A 20,802-nucleotide genomic window follows, 5' to 3' on the forward strand; every position below is an offset into this window, starting at 1 on the left:
ACCACCGCGGGTGTAGGTTTCCTTCGTGTTATTTTTTTTAGGGGGTGAAATATGATTACTGTAAATTCTGTCAAATATCCATTCGAAGAAAATTCTTCTTTGAGAAAAGTTCTTGAAGATTTGAACTTCAATGTGGAGTTGACAGTTTGCGAAGTGAACAAAAACCTCGTCAAAAAAATCGACTACGATAATTTTATCGTCACTGATAACGACGAAATAGAGGTGTTTTCATTTGTTGGAGGAGGTTAAAATGCAGGAGATTTTTAAAAGACAAATCCCCGAACACACAGACATTTTCAGAAAATCCAAAATTCTGATCCTTGGCTGTGGTGGTTTGGGCACCAATTCATGCTTTTTGCTTGCAAAATCAGGCATTGGCACCATCAAAATCGTGGACTACGACACAGTTGAATATTCCAACTTAAACAGGCAAATCTACAGACCAACTGATGTCGGCAAGTACAAGGTCGATGCGTTCAAGGAAATTTGCGGTGAGTTTTTGCCATTTGCAAATATATCTGTTGAAAACATCAAAGTTACTGAAAGTAACATCGACAAATTGACCGACGGCTACGATATCGTAATCGAGGCGTTCGATGACGAATACGCAAAGTCATTGGTGCTGGAGCATTTTATCGGAACTGACAAAAAACTAATATCGGTGTCTGGAATTGGCGGCGTGAAAAAATTAGATATGAAAATTAAAAAAATGAACAACATTGTAGTTTGTGGTGATTTTGAAACGAAGACCGACATCGGTTTGTACTATCCTAACGTGATGATAGCGGCAAGTACACAAGCTATAATCGCACTTAATTGGTTATTGGAGGAAAATAATGGAAGATAAATTGATTTTGGGTGGTAAATCTTTTGACTCAAGATTTATACTTGGATCTGGAAAATACGATCCCAACCTCATCAAAGCTTGCGTGGAATCTGCAGGCTGCGAGATGATTACTGTGGCACTTAGACGTGCAAATACAGACGATACGAAAAATATTTTGAACTTTATCCCAGAAAATGTGACGATAATTCCGAACACTTCTGGAGCGAGAAACGCAGACGAAGCTATTAGAATTGCAAGACTTGCGCGTGAAATGGGCTGCGGCAATTTCGTGAAAATAGAAATCATGCGTGACAGCAAGTACTTACTTCCAGACAACGTTGAAACGTTGAAAGCTACGAAAGTTTTGGCGGACGAAGGATTCGTCGTTATGCCTTATATGTATCCAGATTTGAACTTCGCAAGAGATTTGAAAGAAGCTGGTGCAAGTTGCATCATGCCGTTAGGTTCTCCGATTGGATCCAACAAGGGACTTGCAACCAAAGATTTCATCCAAATCATCATCAACGAAATTGATTTGCCAGTGATTGTGGATGCAGGAATCGGCAAACCATCACAAGCGTGTGAAGCTATGGAAATGGGCGCAAGTGCAATCATGGCGAACACTGCCATCGCTACAAGCGGCGACATCAACAAAATGGCAGAAGCTTTCGCACTAGCAATCAAAGCAGGAAGACTAGCTCACATCGCAAAACCGGGCAGAGTTTTGGAAACGGGTGCTGACCCATCATCTCCACTCAGAGATTTCTTTAAGTAGGCGACAAATGGAAGATTTCAAATATTTTAATAATATGGAAGATATTCATTCAGACATTTACAATCAAATATCGGAAAAATTGTCTGAGGTAAAATCTGTAAATGTAACGGCTGATGATGTCAGAAGAACTCTAAGTAAAATAAAAAACAACGAAGCGTTGGATCATTTTGATTATTACAATATGTTAAGCGATGCTGCGATTGATTTTATAGAAGAATTGGGAGAAATCTCACAAAAACTCAGACTACAATATTTTGGAAACAACGTCTACTTGTTCAGCCCTCTTTACATCGCAAATTATTGTGAAAACAGTTGTAAGTACTGCGGATTCAGGGCGAAATCAGATATCGTCCGTGCGAAACTTACCATGGATGAAATAGAATCTGAAATGAAACAAATGAGACGCGAAAAAATCGAAGACGTTTTGATTCTAACAGGTGAATCGCAAAAATACTCCTCGGTGGATTATATATGTGATGCCGTCAAATTGGCGAAGAAATATTTCCGCGTAGTTGGCGTTGAAGTGTATCCTACAAATGTCGAAGATTACAAAAAACTTCACGAAGCAGGGTGTGATTTCGTCACAGCTTTCCAAGAAACATACAACCCCACAAACTACAAATTCTATCACCCAACTGGACACAAATCTTGCTTTCCTTATAGATTAGACACACAAGAACGCGCAATCATGGGAGGAATTCGTGGTGTAGGATTCGGGGCATTGTTCGGACTTTCCGATGGAATTGAAGACTGTTTTTGCTTGGGAATGCACGCCAATTTACTGCAAAAAAAATATCCACACGCAGAAATCAGCATATCATTTCCACGAATCAGACCAACAAAAAACGAAGAAGATTTGAACATAAAAGAAGTTCCTGAGACAAAATTGATGCAATTTATAATCGCAACCAGAATCTTCTTGCCATTCGCACAAATCACAATCTCAACAAGAGAATCCAACCAATTTCGTAACTTGTCGTTGTTGATGGGAGCTACCAAAATCTCCGCAAGCGTCGACACAGGAATCGGAAGAAGAAATGACGAAAAAGATAAAGGCGACGAACAATTCTTGATCAACGACACACGAACAGTCGACCAAGTAGAAAAAGATTTGAAGAAGTACAACTTGTATCCTGTGTATAGCGACTACATTGATGTGTAGAAAACAATTGACAATCTATCATATTACCCATACACTTAAATTATAATATTTTAAGGAGGGATTTTTTTGAACATAAAAACTCACAAGCTTGTTCAATGTGCGGTGCTGGCTGCATTGTGTTTCATCACGTTCACTTATTTACAAATCAAGGTGCCAGTTCCAGGTGGAGATTTCACATCAATCCATTTTGGTAACGTGTTCTTGGTTTTGGCTGCGCTTTTACTAGGTGGACTTTACGGTGGACTTGCTGGTGCAATCGGAATGACTATCGCAGACATCATGGATCCTGTGTATATAATGGTTGCTCCGAAGACTTTCGTGTTGAAGTTGTGTATTGGTTTGATTGTGGGGGCAATCGCTCACAAATCTAAGAAAATCAACGAATCTAACGACAACAAATACATTTTGAAGTGGGCTGTTATCGCTTCATGTGCAGGGATGTTGTTCAACGTGTTCGCTGATCCATTTGTAGGTTATTTTTATAAATTATATGTCTTGGGTCAACCACAACAAATAGCATCTGCATTGGCGAAAATCAGTGCCGGTGTAACTTTCTTCAATGCTGTTGTGACTGTTATCGTTGCAAATATTTTGTACATGGCAGTCCGTCCAGTGTTGAAACGCTCACATTTATTGGATTAAAAAATGCGTCAGATTACTCTGACGCATTTTTATGTTGACAGTTCAAACAAAAAATATTACAATCAAGTTAGAAAGTAGGAAATTCTAACTTGAGAGGTGATAATATGTTAGTTGAACTTAAAGCAAAGTCGCAAGTGACAATTCCAAAAGATATTGTGAATTCTCTTGATTTGAACCAAGGAGATCAATTCGAAGTTATGGAAGAAGATGGCAAGATTATTTTCGTCCCTGTAGCTGTATATCCAGAACGTGTGATTGAAAATTTAAAAAAATCCGTTAAAGAACTAAAAGTTTCGATTGAAAATGGCGACCAACCTGTTTTTGACAATATTGATTCTCTTTTTGAAGAGTTGGACAAGTAATGAGCTATAAAATAACTTACACGAAATCATTTAAAAAACACTACAAAAAATTATCTGATATCGAAAAAAAGCAAACCAAGAAAAAACTTTCATTCTTTATAGATAATCCAACTCACCCATCTTTAAGAACAAAGAAAATTCAAGGTAGTAATGGCTTGTGGGAATCTTCTGTAAATATGGATATACGAATTATTTGGTATTACGAAAATAATGAGATGATTATTTTGTTGGATATTGGTCATCACGATATTTTATTTGATTTTTGATTAAATTAAAAAATGCGTCAGATTTTACTCTGACGCTATTTTTATAATTACCCTATCGCTATAAACACTATTGCAAGTATCAACGCTAATAATCCTACAAGGATGCATTTTCTACAAGTAGATATTCTTTTTAATATCATTTCTAGTTCTTTTTTTGTAAATTTTCTGTTGTTTTTCCTCATCAAGATTCTATCCAACGCTACTGGTTGGCGATTGTTTTGCGATATAGTTTGCCACACTTTTTCTGAGTTGACATTTTTTCTAATCTTAGCGATTGCAAATATTTTAGATATTGAATAAATCCCGTAAATGAGTGCTATTGCAAATATTCCCAAAAATACATAGCCTACTATTCTCATTTTATCATCTCCTTTACGATTAGTATAAATGAGATTTCGATTTTACTCAACTAACTCGCATAGCTCTGAATGAATTCAAAATAGCAAGCACTGTAACTCCAACGTCTGCAAAGATTGCAGCCCACATATTTGTAAGTCCAAGCGCCGATAATATTAGCACGATTATTTTCACACCGATTGCAAAATACGCGTTTTGTTTTGCGATTTTGAGTGTTTTCTTGGAAATTTTAATTGCTTGTGCGATTTTCGTTGGCTCGTCTGTCATGATTACGACATCACTCGCTTCGATTGCCGCATCGCTTCCGATTTGTCCCATGGAAATTCCGACATCGCTTAAAGCAAGCACCGGTGCATCGTTGATTCCATCTCCTACGAATGCAACTTTTCTTCCTTTTTCTATCAATTCTTTTACAATTTCAACCTTATCTTGTGGAAGTAGCTTGGATTTGTATTCGTCAATTTTGAGATTTTCTGCGACTGATTTGGCTACAGATTCGCCATCACCAGTTAGCATGTAAGTTTTTTCGATGCCGACATCTTTCATATCAGCAATTGCTTGGGCGCTGTCTTGTTTGATTTCGTCGGCGATTCTGATGTAGCCTGCAAATTTCGCATCTATAGCAACGTATACAACAGTGTCTGTAGTATTTATCGGTTCAAATTCAACATCTTTTAAAAGCTTAGCATTTCCTGCTAGGATTTGTTTGCCATTTATCACAGCTTTTATTCCTTGTCCTGCGATATTTTCTGCAGAGTCCAAGTTCAAATATTCTTTGTCCCCGTAATAATCAATAATCGATTGTGCAATCGGATGGTTGGAGGATTTCTCTGCACTCGCAACATATTTGAGCATTTCTTCATCTGATATGTCAAATGATTTTGCTTCTACAACTTTGAACACACCTTGTGTCAATGTTCCCGTTTTATCCATCACAACGGTGTTAGTTTCTGCTAACTTTTCGATGTAGTTACTTCCTTTGACCAAAATCCCAGCCTTGCTGCCCGCACCAATTCCTGAGAAAAAGCTCAACGGAACGCTGATTACAAGTGCGCAAGGACACGAAATTACAAGGAATGTCAACGCACGATACAACCACACTTGGAAAGGTTGTTTCAAAATCAAAGGCATCAATATAGCAAGCGCTGCTGCTACAAATACCACAACAGGAGTGTATACTCTTGCAAATTTCGTGATGAATTTTTCTTGTTGACTTTTTTGGCTGGATGCATTTTCCACCAAATCCAAAATCTTCGTCACTGCAGAGTTTTCAAAATCCTTGGTAACTTTTGCATTTAAAACCTTGTCCACCACGATGTAACCCGACATAAGCTCTTCGCCTTTTGCGACTGTGATTGGAACACTTTCTCCAGTCAACGCCTTCGTGTCAACCATGGAGCTTCCTTCGGTAACCACGCAGTCCAAAGGAACTTTCTCGCCAGGTTTAATCACGATAATATCTCCCACGCTCACATCGTAAGGATCCACCTTGTCGTAGCCATCTTCCGTTTTCAAATTCGCAAAAGTCGGCGCAATATCCATCAATTCCTTGATTGAATCACGAGATTTCCCAACAGCCTTATCTTGAAAAATCTCCCCGATATGATAAAAAAGCATAACAGCGACAGCTTCTGCGTATTCTCCAATGAAAAATGCGCCCACAGTTGCAATCATCATCAGAAAATTCTCGTCAAATAACTGTCCGTTTTTCAAATTCAAAAACGCAAGTTTTATCACTGGAATTCCCACAATCAGATAACTCACAGCGAACACCGAAAGCTTAACGTAAGGTTGTTCGATGAAAAATCCAATTGCAAAAAGAATAGCCGAAACTATCGTTAATTTAATTTCCTTGTTCATTATTTCACTTCCACGTAAGGCTCAATTGATTTGATGATGTCCTTGGCTTGATCCAACACAGAATCAAACTTGTCATCTTCTACATCCAACACCATTTTTGTAGTGATAAAATTCACAGTGACAGAATTTACTCCGTCCAATTTCTTGATTTCGTCTTCCATTTTTGCTGCACAATTTGCGCATTCCAAATTTTCTAATGTGTATCTTCTTTTCATAACTTTCTCCTTTTTTTTATTTTTCTAAATTATTTGTCGTTATTCTTGCACGTGTACCATCGCCATGTCGAAGATTTCCTTCACATGATCGTCCGAAATGGAATAGTACACAACTTTTCCCTCACGTCTAGTCTTCACAATGTTGCTTTGTTTCAACACCCTCAATTGGTGACTAATAGCAGACTGACTCATATCCATCACAGCTGCAATGTCGCACACGCACATCTCTCCACTTTCCAACGCCATCAAAATCTTCACCCTTGTCTGATCTCCGAAAATTTTGAACATATCGGACAAATCGGCGATTAATTCGTCGTCCGGAAGCTCATTGATAGCTTTTTTCACATTATCCTCGTGAATTAGCGTTACTTCACATTTTTCATCGTTGAATTTATCTATATCTATCACATCCTTTATATGAACATATGAATACTTGTTCATTTGTTAATTTGATAATAACACCTTATTGTATTTTTGTCAATAAAAAAAAGAGATTTTTTTGATATAATGAATTAAAAAAGAAGGAGTATAATATGTCGCGTAAAATTAATGTAAGATTTAATGAAAATGAAATAAATGCATTGAAAAAAATTGCCGACACTCATGGTGTGGGACTTTCAACAATGATTAAAACTTTAGCCCTTGAAAAATTATCCGATGAGTACGACATTCAAGTAGTAAAAGAATACGAAGAATCCAAGAAAAACAAAAAAATCGAATTAGTCGATCACGATGAAGCTTGGAAGGAAATAGACCAATAAATAAAAGAGATTTTATAAAAAAATCTCTCCTATATTTAAGTCTTCAATTGTTCCGTCGTTGTATTTTACTTTCAAGCTAAAATCGTCGTTCATATTCATTGCAGTAGCTGAAATATAATCTCCGTTTTTGTGGACTTTGATTTCATTGCCAATGAACGTGGCTTTCTTTCGATATTTTTCAACCAAACTATCCCTATCCTCGCTCCAAAATTCTAGGAAATTCTGCATTATTTTTATTACCAATTCTTCTCTTTTGTCTGTATCATCTTTTTCTTCAATAAATCCAGCCGTATCTTTGATATCTTCTGGAAAATCCGTTTGGTAGACGTTAATTCCAACACCAACGACGATATCGTGGCAGATATTTTTCTCCACCTTGCATTCTGTGAGTATGCCGCAGATTTTCTTACCGTCAAGTAGAACATCATTGACCCATTTAATCGACGTATTCACGCCGAAAATTTCGTCAATTGCATAGCTTACGGCAATTCCCATAATTGGTGTAATGAATTGCGATTGTTGGAATGTCATTTCTTCATTCAATAAATACGAGAAATACAACCCATTTTCTGGCGAGAAAAACTTTCTTCCATATCTTCCCTTACCTTTCGATTGAAAAAATGCAATCATCAACGTATCGTCTTGCTTTTCATTCAGAATTTCGTCGTTAGTCGAAGTAACTTCCCTTTTGAAAATCACCTTATTTATTCCAGTTTGTCTCTTAATTTTTTCCGTATCCATTAACCTTCATCCCATCTATCCCATTTTTTACGTTCTTTTTTATTCATTTCCTTGTCATCATCTTCTAGTCTTTGTTTCAAAACAGCGATAATTTCATCCTTCTTGTCTGGAATTACAGATGTCACCGCCACAGCCTTCGTCTTGTGAGTTCCATTGTAGATGCATCTTATATTCAAATTTTCCACAAGCATTATCTCCTCAATGATTTGCTGTCTGATGGACACTCTTTTGAAATCGTGATTTCTCACGTTTTCTACAAGCTTTGCATTCTTGAACAAAACCAAATTCACAACAACAATTTCAAACGGATTCACCTTGTTCAGAAACTCTGCAGTCTTCATTATATGTTCACGTGAATGTGCTTCTCCACCAAGCCCAAGCATAATGTAGACAGAATATTTTATTCCCAGATTATCCAGTCTATGAAGTGCCGTCAATTGTTCTTGTGATGTAACACCTTTTTTATGATAAGAAAGCACCCAATCGCTTCCCGACTCAATCCCAATACAAATGCGATCAAGCCCCAGATTTTTAAGTTCCAACAATTCTTCATCAGTTTTTCTGAGAATATCATCACTTCTGGAAAAACATGACACGTATTTCATATTTGGAAAATTCTTTTTGATTTCTTTCAAAATCTCCGTCAAATAATCATTCTTCAAACACAAGGCGTTACCCTCCAAAAGCGTGAACTTTTTCGGAGTAAACCTCTTGTCCTCGTAAAAAATTTTCCTATCTTGTATATATTTTTTCACATCTTCAATGTCAAAAACCTTGAACCTTTTTCCAACATTCAAATCACAGTAGATGCATTTGCCGTAAGAACAACCAACCGTTACGGGAATCATTTCATTGTGCATTTCGGGCATCGGAGTGTACATATATCTATCGTAAAATCCGTCAATCATTTAATCACCTTTGTTTGATATTTTACAAGTATTATAACACAAGATGTGTTTGCAATATGAATTTGTGTGTATCTAATTTTACCAAATAAAAAACCGGACACTAAGTGCCCGGCAAATTTTCAACTAATACTCCAAGTTAGGCATATCTGATTTTGAATCGTCCATTTCCAAATATTGTTCAGCTCTGTATCCTAACACTGAAGCCACCAAAGAACTTGGGAATTGTTTAACTTTTCTGTTATAAATAGTAACAGTGTCATTAAATACCATTCTCGATGTTCTTACTGTGTTTTCGTATTTATTTATACTTTGCATTGTTTCCTTGTAAGTTTCTGAAGCCTTTAAATCAGGATAGTTTTCTGCTAATGCGTTAATTCTTCCCGACAGATTTCTTAAGATTTCTTCATTATTTTCGATTCCTTTGACATCATTTGATGATTGTCTCTTAGATATAACTTCCATCAAAGTTTTATATTCGTATTCAGAATAACTTTTTGTCGCCTTTGCAAGTTCTGTCAAAGCGTCAAATCTTGATTGTTGGCTTACTTTGATTTGTGAAAAAGCATTAGTGATATTTTCCTTAGTCATTACAAGACTTCTCTGAGTTGCAATAAAATATACAGCAATTATCACAACTAATGCAATCAATATTCCTAGTGTTACCATAATTTCCTCCTTAAAACTTATCTTCCGCCGCCGCCAGATCCGCCGCCTGAGAATCCGCCACCGCCTCCAATTGATGCTCCACCACCATATCCAGCACTTGATTGTGAGTTTGCAATTGCACGACTGTAAGTGTTATTTGAAAAGTGATTTAGATACCAATAACTTGTGTAGATATCTCTATCGAAACTTCCGAACGTGTAATCTGGATAAAACTTTTTGAACTGTCTCAAAGTCTCTTCGCCCTTTCCAAACAACGTCGCGCCTATTAAAACCTCATCCCATAACGCTACTTCTATAGGTTCACGCTCATTAATCAGAGTAAAATCTTTTAAAAATCTCTCAAAAGCAGGAATTAACGCTGCCTCTTGAAGCCCTTTTTTGACCTGAACCCGTAAACACGGAATAATTTAATAATCTTTTAAGCGGAATGTAATCTGTACATAACAGGAGACATTCCGTTTAATTTTGTCTTAATCCTATCCTCATTGTACCATTTGATATATCTTTCGATCTCATTAACTAATTCATCATAACTTTTAAATTCAACTCCATAATACATTTCTTGTTTTAATATCCCAAAGAAGTTCTCCATTGGAGAATTGTCTAGACAATTTCCTTTTCTTTACATGCTTTGTGTAATTTTCAATTTTTCTAACTTATTTGTCCAAGTACTATGTTGATAATGAAATCCTTGGTCTGAGTGTATTATTAGTTTACTTATATCTTTTGTTTTATTTATTGCTTTTTCTAACATTGTATTGGTTAATTTAGTTGTTGGGTGATTGCTTAATGTATAGCTAATTATTTCGCTGTTGTATAGGTCTAGTATTGGTGATAGATAGAGTTTTTCTTCTTTGCCTCTCAATCTAAATTCTGTTACATCTGTTAACCATAATTGATTTGGTTTAGTAGCGCTAAATTGTCTTCTTACTACATTATCTGCTACTTTTCCTATTTGTCCTTTGTATGATGAATATTTTCTTGATCTAGTTTTGAATTTAGTACATAGCAAGGATTCTTCTCTCATTATTCTTAATACTCTTTTATGGTTGATATTAAAGCCTTTATTTTTTAATACCATAGTTACTCTTCTGTAGCCATATCTACCTTTTGATGTCTCTATTATTGTTTTAATTTCATCTTTAACTTCTTTGTCTTTGTCTGTTGGATTTTCTAATTTTATCTTCCATTCATAGTAGGATGATTTTGGTAACTTAGCTATTTCTATCCATTCACTTACCTTGCTTTTTGGATATTCTTTTTGTAGTTTGAGGATTATCTTTGTCTTTTTCTTGCTTCTGCTTCCTCTTCCAGTAGCAAGGCTTGTAGCTTTTTTTCGTAGATTATTTTCATTTTGAGAAGTCTATTTTCTTCTCTTAGTCTTATTAATTCTTCTCTTTCGCTTTCGTTTATTGGAGTATTATCCTTTGAATTCTTATTTAATTTAGTCATATCTTTTTTAGGCCTTCCTCTATTGTCTTCTAACCCAGATAAACCACTTTCTTTGTATTTTTTCTCCCAATTACAAATCATTGCTCCATTAGCGATATCGAAATACTCAGCAGTCTCTCTAAGCGAAGTATTATTGATTTGCCTATATTGTATTACAGATAGCTTAAATTCACTAGTGTATTTATTGTTTTTTAACTTTTTAGATAATTTATCGGAGCCACCAAATTTGTATTGATTTATCCATACTCTTAATGTAGTCCAAGGAATATCATGTTTTTTAGCTACAATTCTATAGCCTCCAGATTTACCTGATAAGTATTCTAGTACTAATTTTATTTTAAATTCTTTTGTATATTTTGGCATACAAAAACCCCTCCATCCGTATTCCGGATTTTGGGGTTCAGATCATTTGAGTGTATGAATATTTTCTGAACATTCCACCTGAATTTTCAATATATTCATTATCTAATAAAAACTTCTTTCCTTCTTTTTCAATAGATTTAATAATATTTTCGAAGAAATCATCGTCATCCTTTAGGTATTCCTTATATTCTTTTTCAGTCAAAATCATGTCATCTCCCGATGAATCTTGCAAGCTTGAAAACAACCATTGTTCGTAATCGCTATTGAACTCAGGTTCTTTGAGAATCTCTATATTATATTTTTCGATATCTCTGCGTAATATGGCTGACTTTTCATGTGAAGTTGTAAAATCAATATTGCCATCTCTTAACCACACCAAAAGCGTTGCAGACAAAATATTTTCAACCATATTTTCTTTTCCATTATATGCATAAAAATTTGCCATTAAATTCTTTTCAAAAGGAATCTCCCTGTGATATTGTGGTTTTTTTCTGTCAACTTTGCCGACATTTTTGATATTCTTGTTCCTATTTGGATTAACTATCGCAAATATTCCTAAAGATGCACCAATTACGCCCATTACAGCAGTAAATACACCAAAAATTTTATCAATAGTGCTTGTAGGAGTTCCGCCTTTATCGTAAACTCCACCGTTCTTGTAATCATCATACGAATAATCAGACCCTTCAAAAGCCTTATTAACCAAAGTATCAATGCTCTTGTTCGAAGTATGATTTGAGCTAATAATTCCCTTATTCAAGGATAACATAATGTTCATATAGTTAGATGAATCAAATTTTTTTGTTTTGGCAACAATCTTGCCATTTTCTAAATTGACATTACCATCATAACCAAATCCCCACACCTTAGCATTATCTTTGTCTAATTTCCCATCATATAGGCTAATCTTCAAACTAACCTTATCAGGCGAAGGATCCATCTTATCATTTACAAATCTAATATTAAAACCATCATAATCATTAAAAGATGTCACAGCATTTTTAAATTTATAACGAATCGTGTAAGTCTTATCCTTAAACTCAGTCTTACCAAAGCATAATTCAATACCATCTGACGTCTGATTTATCCCGTATTTTCTAGCTTTTTCGCTAAAATTCGAATCCACATTCCACGGATTCATACGTTCATACGGACCCTTTTCATCGGAAACCGTAAAATCCTCAATCTGCATATGATTTAGATTTTGCATAGGAATAAAAAATTCCGTACCAGAATCTGGATTAGCCTTCCACACCTGCGTAATAGAAATAGAACCATCCTTTTCTATCACAGCATTAGTATCGATAGAATCTATAGAATCAGCAAGAGAAACCTTAGATGTCATAAGCATTATAAGAAACGCAATTATTAAAATTCCCCTTAACCTTAATCTCTTCATCTAACACCTCCTCTTTATTATTATATAATTACCCAAATATTCAAAAGTTATATAAAAAACTTGTAAAATTTACTTAATACTCAATAAATCGTATTATCAAAGTTTACACAAAAAAAGAGCTCCACTAAGAGCTCTCATTATATCAAACTATTTTACTTCTTCAGCACTTTCCCATAAACCATGGATATTGCAATAACTTAATGCGAATACTTTACCTGGTTTAGTAGATTTTACATAAGCGTGAGCGTGTGGTTTAGTGAATACTTCGCCTTCGCCATGAGCTGCTGCTTGGTAAGAAGCTACTTCTACTGGGAATTTTTCTCCTTCTGGTTGGAAGAATACTTTAATCCATGCAATGTGGTGTTCGAAAGTGTTTGGGTGTTCGATTTCTTCACCTACGATTGCGCATACTTTGAATCCGTCGTCTTTTTTATCAATATGAATAACTGGAACGTGTTTTTCTGCTTTCCAATCTCCAGATTGAACTGTTTCTGTTAATTTAGCCATTAATATTACCCCCTATAAAATTTCTTACAGAGTATTTATACCCCAATTACATTAAACTAATCATTAATTACATCTGGGTTTAGTTCTTCAAGTTGGTTAATGTTTTTATTCAAAAGCATCATCACGCAAATGATAAGTAGAATACTTCCACAAATCACAAATAACAGTCCAATTCCTCTGCCATTTCCAACTCCAATGATTTTCCCGATGAAAGTGTCAGACAATTTGCCGCCCTTTACTAAAAGTGGATTGAACACATTATCAGCCAAAAATCCAGCTAAAATAATCGCTATAGGTGTGATAATCTTCATTAGACAATCTACCAGTGAGCCCACTCTTCCAAGCATTTTAGTCTCTATTTTCAATTGCATCAGTGAACCGAAAGTTCCATTAGCATAAGGAGTAGGAATCATAAATAAGAAAAATCCCACAGCAATAACAATCCAGCTGTAATTTATTCCCATTACTATCAATCCAATTGAACAAATTATTAAGCTTAGGAAAATCGATCTTACTTTGTTTTTCTCACTTGGAATTGCACCAGAAATTACTCCACCTAACACCATTGCAATTCCCGACACAGAATTTACAAGTCCGTAAATTTTTGTGTCATAATTACTCATTACCAACGGACCAACCAAAACCATAGCTATATTTGCCACAAAATTCAAAATTGAAAACACGACAATTATTTGTATAAATCCTTGCTTTTGTTTTAACACTTCAAAAGCTATTTTCAAATCACTAACAATTGTCTTGGTAAAATTAGATTCCTTAACTTCTTCGATTTCTTGCTCGATTTTTTGTGGTAAAATCGTCAAAATAGCGACGAAGAAACTTATAAAATCAATTACAAACAATCCCGTCAATCCTATAAATGGAAATAGCGCACCTGCAATCAACGGCGCAAGCATATTTTGAATCGCCCTGATAAGTTGCATAAAACCATTTGCTCTTGGAATGTCCTTCTTCTCAACCAGAAGTGGAATCGTCGCATTGAATGCTGGATTTTGAAATGTACCCAAAGTTTGCGACAAGAAAGTCAACGGATATACCATCCACACTTTCATACTTCCCGTCGCAAGTAAAATCATAAGTATAACTTTAAGTACAGCATCAAGTGAATCGGTTAACACTATAATATGTTTTCGTTGTTTTCTGTCTGCCATTGATCCTGCAAAAGGAGCAAATATAATTCCCGGTAAAATTTGAACTAAAAACGTCATCGCAAAAGTCGTGGCACTTTTTGTCATCATGAAAATCCACAACGATAATCCAAATGATGAAATCCCCGACCCAAGCATAGACACAAATTGCCCAAACCATACCACCATAAATTTTTTAAATTTTTCGTTCATTAGAATCCCCTATACTGTAATTTCGTTCTTGCTTTTTTCATAAAATGATACGCCACAGCATATAAAAGTATCAAATTCAGCACAATTTTCTTCATATCTGCTTGATTTCCCACAATTATTTTTCTGATTTCTTGTGTTATTGTGAGTTTGTATCCAAATATCAAAAACGCTGTTGTGATAAATCCAGTAAATGATGCGACTCTTTCGTAAATTAATGTAAGTGCCATGAATAAGAAGAACACTCCATACATTAGAATTAATGAAAAGATTATCGCTAGTATTAAATTAGGCTTGAATTGTATTATCCCGTTTAATCCATTTCCCGATAAAAATATTACAATCGAAAATAAAATCACAGCTTTTACTAACCAAACGATGCTTCTTTTGAAATAAATCATTACAATGCTAGTTCTAGATGAAATCATATTAATCAGCCCGTCGCTTTTGATTTCAAATTCTATGGATTTAACGAGTTCAAATAGCACTGTTTGTAACAAATACCATATAAAAAAATATGTGAATGATTCGTTGTTCCAATTATCCGTTGATTTTAGCATAAATGAAACACCTGCAAGCATGATAATATCCGATATTAACTTTGAGAAATATTCGATTTTATAGTTTTTGTTTTCATCGATGTATTTTTTTAATTCTCCGTATTTATATGCCATACAAATTACCTCTTTTCATGCTTTTTTGAATGTTTTTATCGTATGAAAATTTGACCAAAACGGACAATATCAAAGCCTGAATCAAAAGCTGTATTATCAAATCATATCTCACATTATTCAGTTGTAATTGTGTGAAGATTTCACGAGCGTTGTTAAATGGGAATATTATTTTATTAATAAATAAAAGCACTTTGTTGTTCACTTTTACTGTAATATCTCCGAAAAACAACATATATGTTTCTGCCAAGGCGACAAAACTTCCAAGTCTTTTATATAATAATGTGAAGCTTGATAAGAAAGTGCCCAATTGATAAAGTATGAACACAGACACAACCATCACCAAAATTATTATAGGAATGTGGTTGAATTTCGAATAATCAAAGTCTACTGATACAAATATCAGTGTGAATATCACGATTACTTTTATCGTATTCATCAAACATTCCACTAAATTTCTGTACAAAACTACAGATAGTATCCCTGTTTTTGATTGAACAATTGATATCAGTGTTCTGTCTGTTATTTCGTTTTGTATCAAAAACGTTGGTGATTCAATCGCATAAGTAGCATAATACCACAATATCATCATCAAAAACACGATTTCTTTTTCTTTTACAAACAGCCCATCTATGATGAAAAGTGCCATCAAAAGCACTGCGATGTTTGCAAATATGACGTTGAATTTGTATTTTTTGATTTCTGAGAAATCTCTGTTAAATTCCAATAACAATTTACTAAACATTTGAAATCACCCTGAAGTACACATCTTCTGCATTTAAAGATTCTTTTCTCATACTTATGATGTCACAGTTTTTCAGTAGAAATTCCTTCTCATCTTCATCGTAAACTGACAGTATAATTGAATTGTCGGTAAATTCGTATTTCGTTTTCTTCAAATTATCTAGTAGATGTCTGTTGGTGTTTTCTATTTCAATGATGTCTTTTTGTAAGTCTTTTGAATCAAATAACTGTTTTGATGGTTTATCCAGTACGATTTTCCCTTCATTTATTAGTATTAATCTGGAGTTGATGTTTTTCATAAATGATAGGTCGTGACTAGTGAAGATGACTGTCTTTTGGTCTTCAACTGCTATTTTGTGTAGAAAATTCAACAGAATATTCATGCTATTGATGTCCAATCCATTGGTAGGTTCATCCAGGCAAATTATGTCGGGATTGGTTAGAAGTGTCACTATTAGAGAAAGTTTTTGACGATTTCCTTGCGATAACTCTGATACTTTTTTGTCCTTGAACTCTGTAAAATCGAGTTTGTTCATCAAATTATTCACTTCATTTTCATTGTAATTAACGTGGTTTAGTCCGAGAAAATACATGATGTTTTCAGTGGCTGTTAAATAATCGTAATATCCTCCACCACTTTCAAGCACAAGTTTGGTGTGTTCTCTGATTTTAGAGTTTTTGTTGGATATATTATCAACACTGCATTCTCCTTGATCTTGATACAATAATCCACACAAAATTTTAATTAATGTGCTTTTACCAGATCCATTTTTCCCGATAATTGAAACTATTTCGCCTTTTTCTATTTGTAAATTCTCAACGTCAAGTACAGTATTTCCGTCGAATGATTTTTTAATATTATTAAATTGTATATACATCTGTTGCCTCTTATCTATGTAAATTGGCACCAAAACGGTGCCAATTTTATATTATTTGTCGTATTTTTCGATGTCATCGATTACTTTACCGATGTATTCGATGGTGTCTTTGAGTGGTTTATCTGTTGTGATGTCTACTCCTGCAGCTTTTGCGATTCCGACAGAATCCTCTGTGGAGCCTAATGCCAATGCTTTAAGCCATCTGTCTGCTGCTGGTTTTCCTTCTTCGACAATCATTTTGGATACTTGTGTTCCGATTGTTAGTCCTGCGGAGTAAGTGTATGGATACAATCCCATGTAGTAGTGAGGTTGTCTCATCCATGTTAATTCTGATCCTTCGTTGATTTCAACGTCTTCTCCCCAGAATTTTTGTAGTGTTTCTTTGAATATTCTTGACAAATCATCTGCTGTGAATCCTTCTTTCTTATCGATTAGTTTGTACACTTCTCTTTGGTAGTATCCTTCGATAAAGTGTGTGACGAAGTTGTGGAAGTAGGTTCTGGAGATTATTTGTCCACACAAATATCTTCTTTCTTGGTCAGTTGTTGCTTTTTCTAGCAAGTATCTGCTCATGATGAGTTCGTTTGTTGTGGATGGTGATTCCACGAAGTACATTGATGGGTCGTTGTCCAATACGTTTTGTGTTTTTTGTGAGATGTAGGATTGTCCTGCATGTCCCAATTCGTGTGACAATACGATAGCTTCTGTTAGTTTGCCAGTCCAAGATATCAACACGTATGGATGTGCCAAGAATGGAGATGCGCAGAATGCTCCTGTTGATTTTCCGAATGTGTTTACAAAATCAATCCATTTTTCGTCAAATGCACGATCTAGCATTTTGGAATAATCTTCACCTAGAATAGATAGTCCGTCCTTGACCAAATTCCTTGCATCTTCTACTGAAATGTTTTTGGAGAATGAGTTTTCCACATCTAGCTTCAAGTCCATGAATGTAACTTTGTCCAAATCGTATTCTTTTTTGATGATTTGGGCATATTTTCTCATGTGTTTAGGAAGTTCTTGCATGATTACATCTAGTTGTCTGTCGTACAATTCACTAGAGATGTTTTGTCTGTCTAATAAGAAATCTATTACTGAGTCGTATCCTCTTAGTTCACTTTCTGCCTTTTCTGCTTGGCAATGTGATAGATAAATCATCGCTGTTGTGTTTTTGTATTTTGCAAGTTCGCTGTAGAACACTTCGTATGATTTTCTTCTCAAATCTGTGTCAGGGTCGTTGTCGTAAACTCCTTCGAACAAATTGTAAGTCATTTCGTATTTTTTGCCATTTACTTCGAAATCAGGGAATGTGATGTCGTGAATTTTCGTTGTATTGTAGATTTCGTAGAATGAGCTGAATGTTTGTGAGAATTTGCTTATCGCATTTTCCACTTCTTTGGATAAGATGTGTTCTTTTTTCTTCAACAAATCGTCGATGTATCTTGTGTTGTTGGTGTCGTTTTTCACTTCTTCAAGTGTTTGTTCGTCAACTTGTACAAGTTCTGTTTCAAAAAAGCTCATTTTGTTTTCTATGTCTGCGATTTTTGTGAATGTAGTCATGGCTCTTTTTTGAGATTTTTCGTTGTGGCCGTCTGCTTCCACATCAAGTGATGCGTAGTGTGCGATGCGGTCGATATTAGCCACGATATCTCTGTAATCGTCCATTGCGTTTTTGATGATGTCTGCTGATTTGAGTTTGTTTTCGTAATTTTTCTTGAAATCATCTGCCATCAAATCAATTGTCTTCACTGCTTTTTCGAATTCTTCTTCTGTTTTATATAATGCAGACAAATCCCACATGTATTGTGGGTCTGCTTCTTCTCTTTTGCAATATTTTAGTATATCCATTAGATTGCCCAGTTTCCTTCCTTAAATACTTCTACTTCTTTGCCATCAGCTGTAGTTCCAACGATTCTCATATCTTCAGAACCAACCATGAAATCGACGTGAATCAATGAATCGTTGATTCCATTTTTCTTCAATTCATCTTCATTCATGTCTACTCCTCCTTCTACGCAAGTTGGATAAGCTTGACCGAATGCAAGGTGACATGATGCATTTTCGTCGTACAATGTTTTGATGAATGTAACGTTTGATTTGGAAATTGGTGATTCGTAAGGAACGAGTGCCACTTCTCCCAAATATTTTCCATTTTCATCAGTATCAAACATATTCTTCAAAGTTTCCTTGCCAACTTCTGCATCGAAATCCACAACTTTTCCATCTTTAAATTCAAATCTCATCTTGTCGATAGTGTTGCCACCGTAATTCAAAGGCTTAGTGCTGTACACAACGCCGTTTACCTTGTCTTTGTGAGGGGCTGTGAACACTTCTTCTGTTGGAATGTTTGGCACGAAATCATTTCCGTAATTATCTGTGGATTGTGCAGCTATCCACACGTGTCCTTTTGGAAGTTCGATTGTCAAATCAGTTCCCAATGAGTTTGTATAGTGAAGCTTCACGAATTGGTGCTTGTTCATAAACTCTGCGTGTTTGTTCATTGTATCCAAATGTTCATCCCACGCTTTGATAGGATCTTCTGTGTCAGAACGAGTTGCCTTGAAGATTTGATCCCACAATTTTTCCACAGCTTCTTCTTCTGAAAGTTCTGGGAATACTCTCTTCGCCCAGCCAACACTTGGAGCTGCTACAACACACCAGCTGTTGATGTCGTTCATTGTGTATTTTTGAATTGGCTTCATCTTTTCAGCAGAAACCTTGGATCTCATTTGAACTCTGTCAGCATCCACGCCCTTCAAATTTTCAGGATCTTGGCAAGATACAGATATTACCCCTGCCTTTTTTTCAAAATAGTATTTGGATTTTTCAACGATAAAATCTGGAAAGTCCTTCAATGCTTCCTCTGATGCGTTTTCGTAGTACATTCTGTTGATTTCATCGTCATTCCATTCCATGATAACTTCGCTGCAGCCTTTTTCATAAGCGTATTTTACCAAAAGTCTTGCAAAGTCAGCTCTTTCAACTGCACAACGAATTACAAGTGGTCTATCGTTTGCATTGATTCCTTTTTCGATAATTAATCTTGCGTAATTGTTTAGTTTTTTGTCAAAATTTTCCATATTATTCCTCCTCATATCACTAATAATATTATATGGTTTTCCCAATAATTTTTCAATTTTATAAAAATAAAATATTTGTAAAATACGTAAAAACACTGGATTTTGATTGACTTTACATACCCCATATACTAAAATCTAAATATAAATGAAAGGATGAATTTATGATTAAATACGCAATTTTTGATATGGATGGAACTTTGATTAACTCCATGTACAAATGGAACAGAGTTATACTAGATTACATGAAAAATTTGGGAATAACACCAGACGATGATTTTATCAAGAAAATCAAAACCAAAACACTTTTGACATCCATAGATTATATTCACGAAACTTTTGACATCAAAAAAACCACAGACGATGGTTTGAACTTTATATATTACACAATTAGAAACGGATATATGAATGAATTTGATTTGAAACCGGGCGTTTTGGATATGCTCGAAAAACTAAAATCAATGGGAATTAAAATGTGTGTTGCAACAGCCACAGAAGACCACTTGGCAATTCCAGCTCTTGAAAAGCAAGGGATATTGGATTATTTTGAATTCGTGCAAACTTGTAAATCCGTGGGATACCACAAATACGAAAACGAATATTGGAATAGTGCTTTGGAAAAATTGGGCTCTAATGTGGATGACACGATTGTATTTGAAGATGCGTTGTACTGCATCGATACGGTCGACAAAATGGGATTTAAAATCGTGGGAATAACTGACGAATCCACTGTTAATGATTATGATATAATTGATGAAAAAGTGGACCAATACATCGAATCGTACGATGATTTGGACTACGATTTGTTTAAATAG

26 protein-coding genes and 2 pseudogenes are annotated in these 20,802 nt (G+C 35.1%); 9 read left to right on the forward strand and 19 right to left on the reverse strand.

The genetic code is table 11. From position 1 onward, the window contains the following. Nucleotides 1–51: 51 nt before the first annotated feature. The 7 genes from thiS to ACU68W_RS05860 all read left to right on the forward strand — a co-directional run bounded on the left by thiS (nucleotide 52) and on the right by ACU68W_RS05860 (nucleotide 4,033). A complete protein-coding gene (thiS, locus tag ACU68W_RS05830) occupies nucleotides 52–249 on the forward strand; it encodes a sulfur carrier protein ThiS (RefSeq protein WP_002835868.1) in 198 nt (65 codons plus the stop codon). Between the two features lies 1 nt (nucleotide 250). Further along, on the forward strand, nucleotides 251–847 hold the full coding sequence (gene thiF / locus ACU68W_RS05835; RefSeq protein WP_278731912.1) for a sulfur carrier protein ThiS adenylyltransferase ThiF: 597 nt from the start codon (nucleotides 251–253) through the stop codon (nucleotides 845–847). Next, entirely contained in the window at nucleotides 837–1,601 is a 765-nt protein-coding gene (locus tag ACU68W_RS05840) for a thiazole synthase (RefSeq protein ID WP_002835870.1), read from the forward strand. Before thiF ends, ACU68W_RS05840 begins: the two co-directional genes overlap by 11 nt. A gap of 7 nt (nucleotides 1,602–1,608) precedes the next feature. Beyond that, nucleotides 1,609–2,763, forward strand: a complete 1,155-nt coding sequence (gene thiH / locus ACU68W_RS05845; RefSeq protein ID WP_308611475.1) for a 2-iminoacetate synthase ThiH — start codon at nucleotides 1,609–1,611, stop codon at nucleotides 2,761–2,763. Between the two features lie 66 nt (nucleotides 2,764–2,829). Continuing rightward, a complete protein-coding gene (locus tag ACU68W_RS05850) occupies nucleotides 2,830–3,405 on the forward strand; it encodes an ECF transporter S component (protein ID WP_294685430.1) in 576 nt (191 codons plus the stop codon). Between the two features lie 104 nt (nucleotides 3,406–3,509). Continuing rightward, on the forward strand, nucleotides 3,510–3,767 hold the full coding sequence (locus ACU68W_RS05855; protein ID WP_094203134.1) for an AbrB/MazE/SpoVT family DNA-binding domain-containing protein: 258 nt from the start codon (nucleotides 3,510–3,512) through the stop codon (nucleotides 3,765–3,767). Then, nucleotides 3,767–4,033 carry a type II toxin-antitoxin system RelE/ParE family toxin gene (locus tag ACU68W_RS05860; protein ID WP_304151839.1) on the forward strand — a complete coding sequence of 89 codons (267 nt, stop codon included), beginning with the start codon at nucleotides 3,767–3,769 and terminating at the stop codon, nucleotides 4,031–4,033. Before ACU68W_RS05855 ends, ACU68W_RS05860 begins: the two co-directional genes overlap by 1 nt. A 47-nt stretch (nucleotides 4,034–4,080) precedes the next feature. Here ACU68W_RS05860 and ACU68W_RS05865 read toward each other — a convergent pair whose 3' ends face one another. From ACU68W_RS05865 to ACU68W_RS05880, 4 genes are read right to left on the reverse strand one after another with little or no spacing between them, the layout of a single operon-like run. Beyond that, the gene (locus ACU68W_RS05865) at nucleotides 4,081–4,392 is read right to left on the reverse strand and encodes a hypothetical protein (protein WP_311437703.1); all 312 of its coding nucleotides are present in this window, start codon (nucleotides 4,390–4,392) and stop codon (nucleotides 4,081–4,083) included. Between the two features lie 46 nt (nucleotides 4,393–4,438). After that, nucleotides 4,439–6,250, reverse strand: a complete 1,812-nt coding sequence (locus tag ACU68W_RS05870; RefSeq protein ID WP_446756278.1) for a heavy metal translocating P-type ATPase — start codon at nucleotides 6,248–6,250, stop codon at nucleotides 4,439–4,441. After that, nucleotides 6,250–6,465, reverse strand: coding sequence for a cation transporter (locus ACU68W_RS05875; protein ID WP_094207913.1), 216 nt, complete (start codon nucleotides 6,463–6,465; stop codon nucleotides 6,250–6,252). Before ACU68W_RS05875 ends, ACU68W_RS05870 begins: the two co-directional genes overlap by 1 nt. A 39-nt stretch (nucleotides 6,466–6,504) precedes the next feature. Next, nucleotides 6,505–6,906: an ArsR/SmtB family transcription factor gene (locus ACU68W_RS05880; protein ID WP_156849577.1), complete on the reverse strand. Its 402-nt coding sequence runs from the start codon at nucleotides 6,904–6,906 to the stop codon at nucleotides 6,505–6,507. A 92-nt stretch (nucleotides 6,907–6,998) separates the two neighbouring features. On the opposite strand from ACU68W_RS05880, the gene relB reads away from it, so the two are divergent. Further along, nucleotides 6,999–7,226: a type II toxin-antitoxin system RelB family antitoxin gene (gene relB / locus ACU68W_RS05885; RefSeq protein WP_094207911.1), complete on the forward strand. Its 228-nt coding sequence runs from the start codon at nucleotides 6,999–7,001 to the stop codon at nucleotides 7,224–7,226. 12 nt (nucleotides 7,227–7,238) lie between these two features. Here the strand turns inward: relB and ACU68W_RS05890 are convergent, their stop codons facing one another. From ACU68W_RS05890 to ACU68W_RS05960, 15 genes and pseudogenes are all read right to left on the reverse strand, one after another. Next, nucleotides 7,239–7,967: a biotin--[acetyl-CoA-carboxylase] ligase gene (locus ACU68W_RS05890; RefSeq protein WP_094207910.1), complete on the reverse strand. Its 729-nt coding sequence runs from the start codon at nucleotides 7,965–7,967 to the stop codon at nucleotides 7,239–7,241. Further along, nucleotides 7,967–8,875 carry a radical SAM protein gene (locus ACU68W_RS05895; protein WP_094222997.1) on the reverse strand — a complete coding sequence of 303 codons (909 nt, stop codon included), beginning with the start codon at nucleotides 8,873–8,875 and terminating at the stop codon, nucleotides 7,967–7,969. Before ACU68W_RS05895 ends, ACU68W_RS05890 begins: the two co-directional genes overlap by 1 nt. Before the next feature lie 123 nt (nucleotides 8,876–8,998). Beyond that, nucleotides 8,999–9,541 carry a LemA family protein gene (locus ACU68W_RS05900; RefSeq protein WP_094222996.1) on the reverse strand — a complete coding sequence of 181 codons (543 nt, stop codon included), beginning with the start codon at nucleotides 9,539–9,541 and terminating at the stop codon, nucleotides 8,999–9,001. 17 nt (nucleotides 9,542–9,558) lie between these two features. Continuing rightward, nucleotides 9,559–9,948 carry a DUF2207 family protein gene (locus tag ACU68W_RS05905; RefSeq protein ID WP_148131417.1) on the reverse strand — a complete coding sequence of 130 codons (390 nt, stop codon included), beginning with the start codon at nucleotides 9,946–9,948 and terminating at the stop codon, nucleotides 9,559–9,561. A gap of 11 nt (nucleotides 9,949–9,959) precedes the next feature. Beyond that, nucleotides 9,960–10,148: pseudogene (locus tag ACU68W_RS05910) on the reverse strand (IS3 family transposase); the annotation flags it as partial. A 15-nt stretch (nucleotides 10,149–10,163) separates the two neighbouring features. Next, a pseudogene (locus ACU68W_RS05915) lies at nucleotides 10,164–10,835 on the reverse strand (IS3 family transposase); the annotation flags it as partial. Next, nucleotides 10,817–11,356, reverse strand: coding sequence for a helix-turn-helix domain-containing protein (locus ACU68W_RS05920; RefSeq protein WP_094207906.1), 540 nt, complete (start codon nucleotides 11,354–11,356; stop codon nucleotides 10,817–10,819). The pseudogene ACU68W_RS05915 and the gene ACU68W_RS05920, both read right to left, overlap by 19 nt. 37 nt (nucleotides 11,357–11,393) lie before the next feature. Beyond that, nucleotides 11,394–12,755, reverse strand: a complete 1,362-nt coding sequence (locus tag ACU68W_RS05925; protein WP_446756279.1) for a DUF2207 domain-containing protein — start codon at nucleotides 12,753–12,755, stop codon at nucleotides 11,394–11,396. A 147-nt stretch (nucleotides 12,756–12,902) separates the two neighbouring features. After that, the gene (locus tag ACU68W_RS05930) at nucleotides 12,903–13,262 is read right to left on the reverse strand and encodes a desulfoferrodoxin family protein (RefSeq protein WP_002835885.1); all 360 of its coding nucleotides are present in this window, start codon (nucleotides 13,260–13,262) and stop codon (nucleotides 12,903–12,905) included. 56 nt (nucleotides 13,263–13,318) lie between these two features. After that, nucleotides 13,319–14,620, reverse strand: coding sequence for an MFS transporter (locus tag ACU68W_RS05935; protein ID WP_446756280.1), 1,302 nt, complete (start codon nucleotides 14,618–14,620; stop codon nucleotides 13,319–13,321). Beyond that, the gene (locus tag ACU68W_RS05940; protein ID WP_278736206.1) at nucleotides 14,620–15,291 is read right to left on the reverse strand and encodes an antibiotic ABC transporter permease; all 672 of its coding nucleotides are present in this window, start codon (nucleotides 15,289–15,291) and stop codon (nucleotides 14,620–14,622) included. The genes ACU68W_RS05935 and ACU68W_RS05940 overlap by 1 nt, the downstream gene beginning before the upstream one ends. Next, nucleotides 15,281–16,033: an antibiotic ABC transporter permease gene (locus tag ACU68W_RS05945; RefSeq protein ID WP_094224102.1), complete on the reverse strand. Its 753-nt coding sequence runs from the start codon at nucleotides 16,031–16,033 to the stop codon at nucleotides 15,281–15,283. Before ACU68W_RS05945 ends, ACU68W_RS05940 begins: the two co-directional genes overlap by 11 nt. Beyond that, complete coding sequence (locus tag ACU68W_RS05950) at nucleotides 16,026–16,910, reverse strand: ABC transporter ATP-binding protein (RefSeq protein WP_278736204.1); 885 nt, start codon at nucleotides 16,908–16,910, stop codon at nucleotides 16,026–16,028. Before ACU68W_RS05950 ends, ACU68W_RS05945 begins: the two co-directional genes overlap by 8 nt. 51 nt (nucleotides 16,911–16,961) lie before the next feature. Then, nucleotides 16,962–18,758 (reverse strand): oligoendopeptidase F, encoded by a 1,797-nt coding sequence (gene pepF, locus ACU68W_RS05955; protein WP_278736202.1) that lies wholly within the window; start codon nucleotides 18,756–18,758, stop codon nucleotides 16,962–16,964. Further along, entirely contained in the window at nucleotides 18,758–19,990 is a 1,233-nt protein-coding gene (locus ACU68W_RS05960) for an aminopeptidase (RefSeq protein ID WP_412412133.1), read from the reverse strand. Before ACU68W_RS05960 ends, pepF begins: the two co-directional genes overlap by 1 nt. Nucleotides 19,991–20,151: 161 nt before the next feature. Here ACU68W_RS05960 and ACU68W_RS05965 point away from each other — a divergent pair, with 161 nt between their 5' ends. Beyond that, on the forward strand, nucleotides 20,152–20,802 hold the full coding sequence (locus ACU68W_RS05965; protein ID WP_094207898.1) for an HAD family hydrolase: 651 nt from the start codon (nucleotides 20,152–20,154) through the stop codon (nucleotides 20,800–20,802).

The sequence above is a fragment of the Finegoldia sp. P2-F-LR genome, assembly GCF_052932265.1.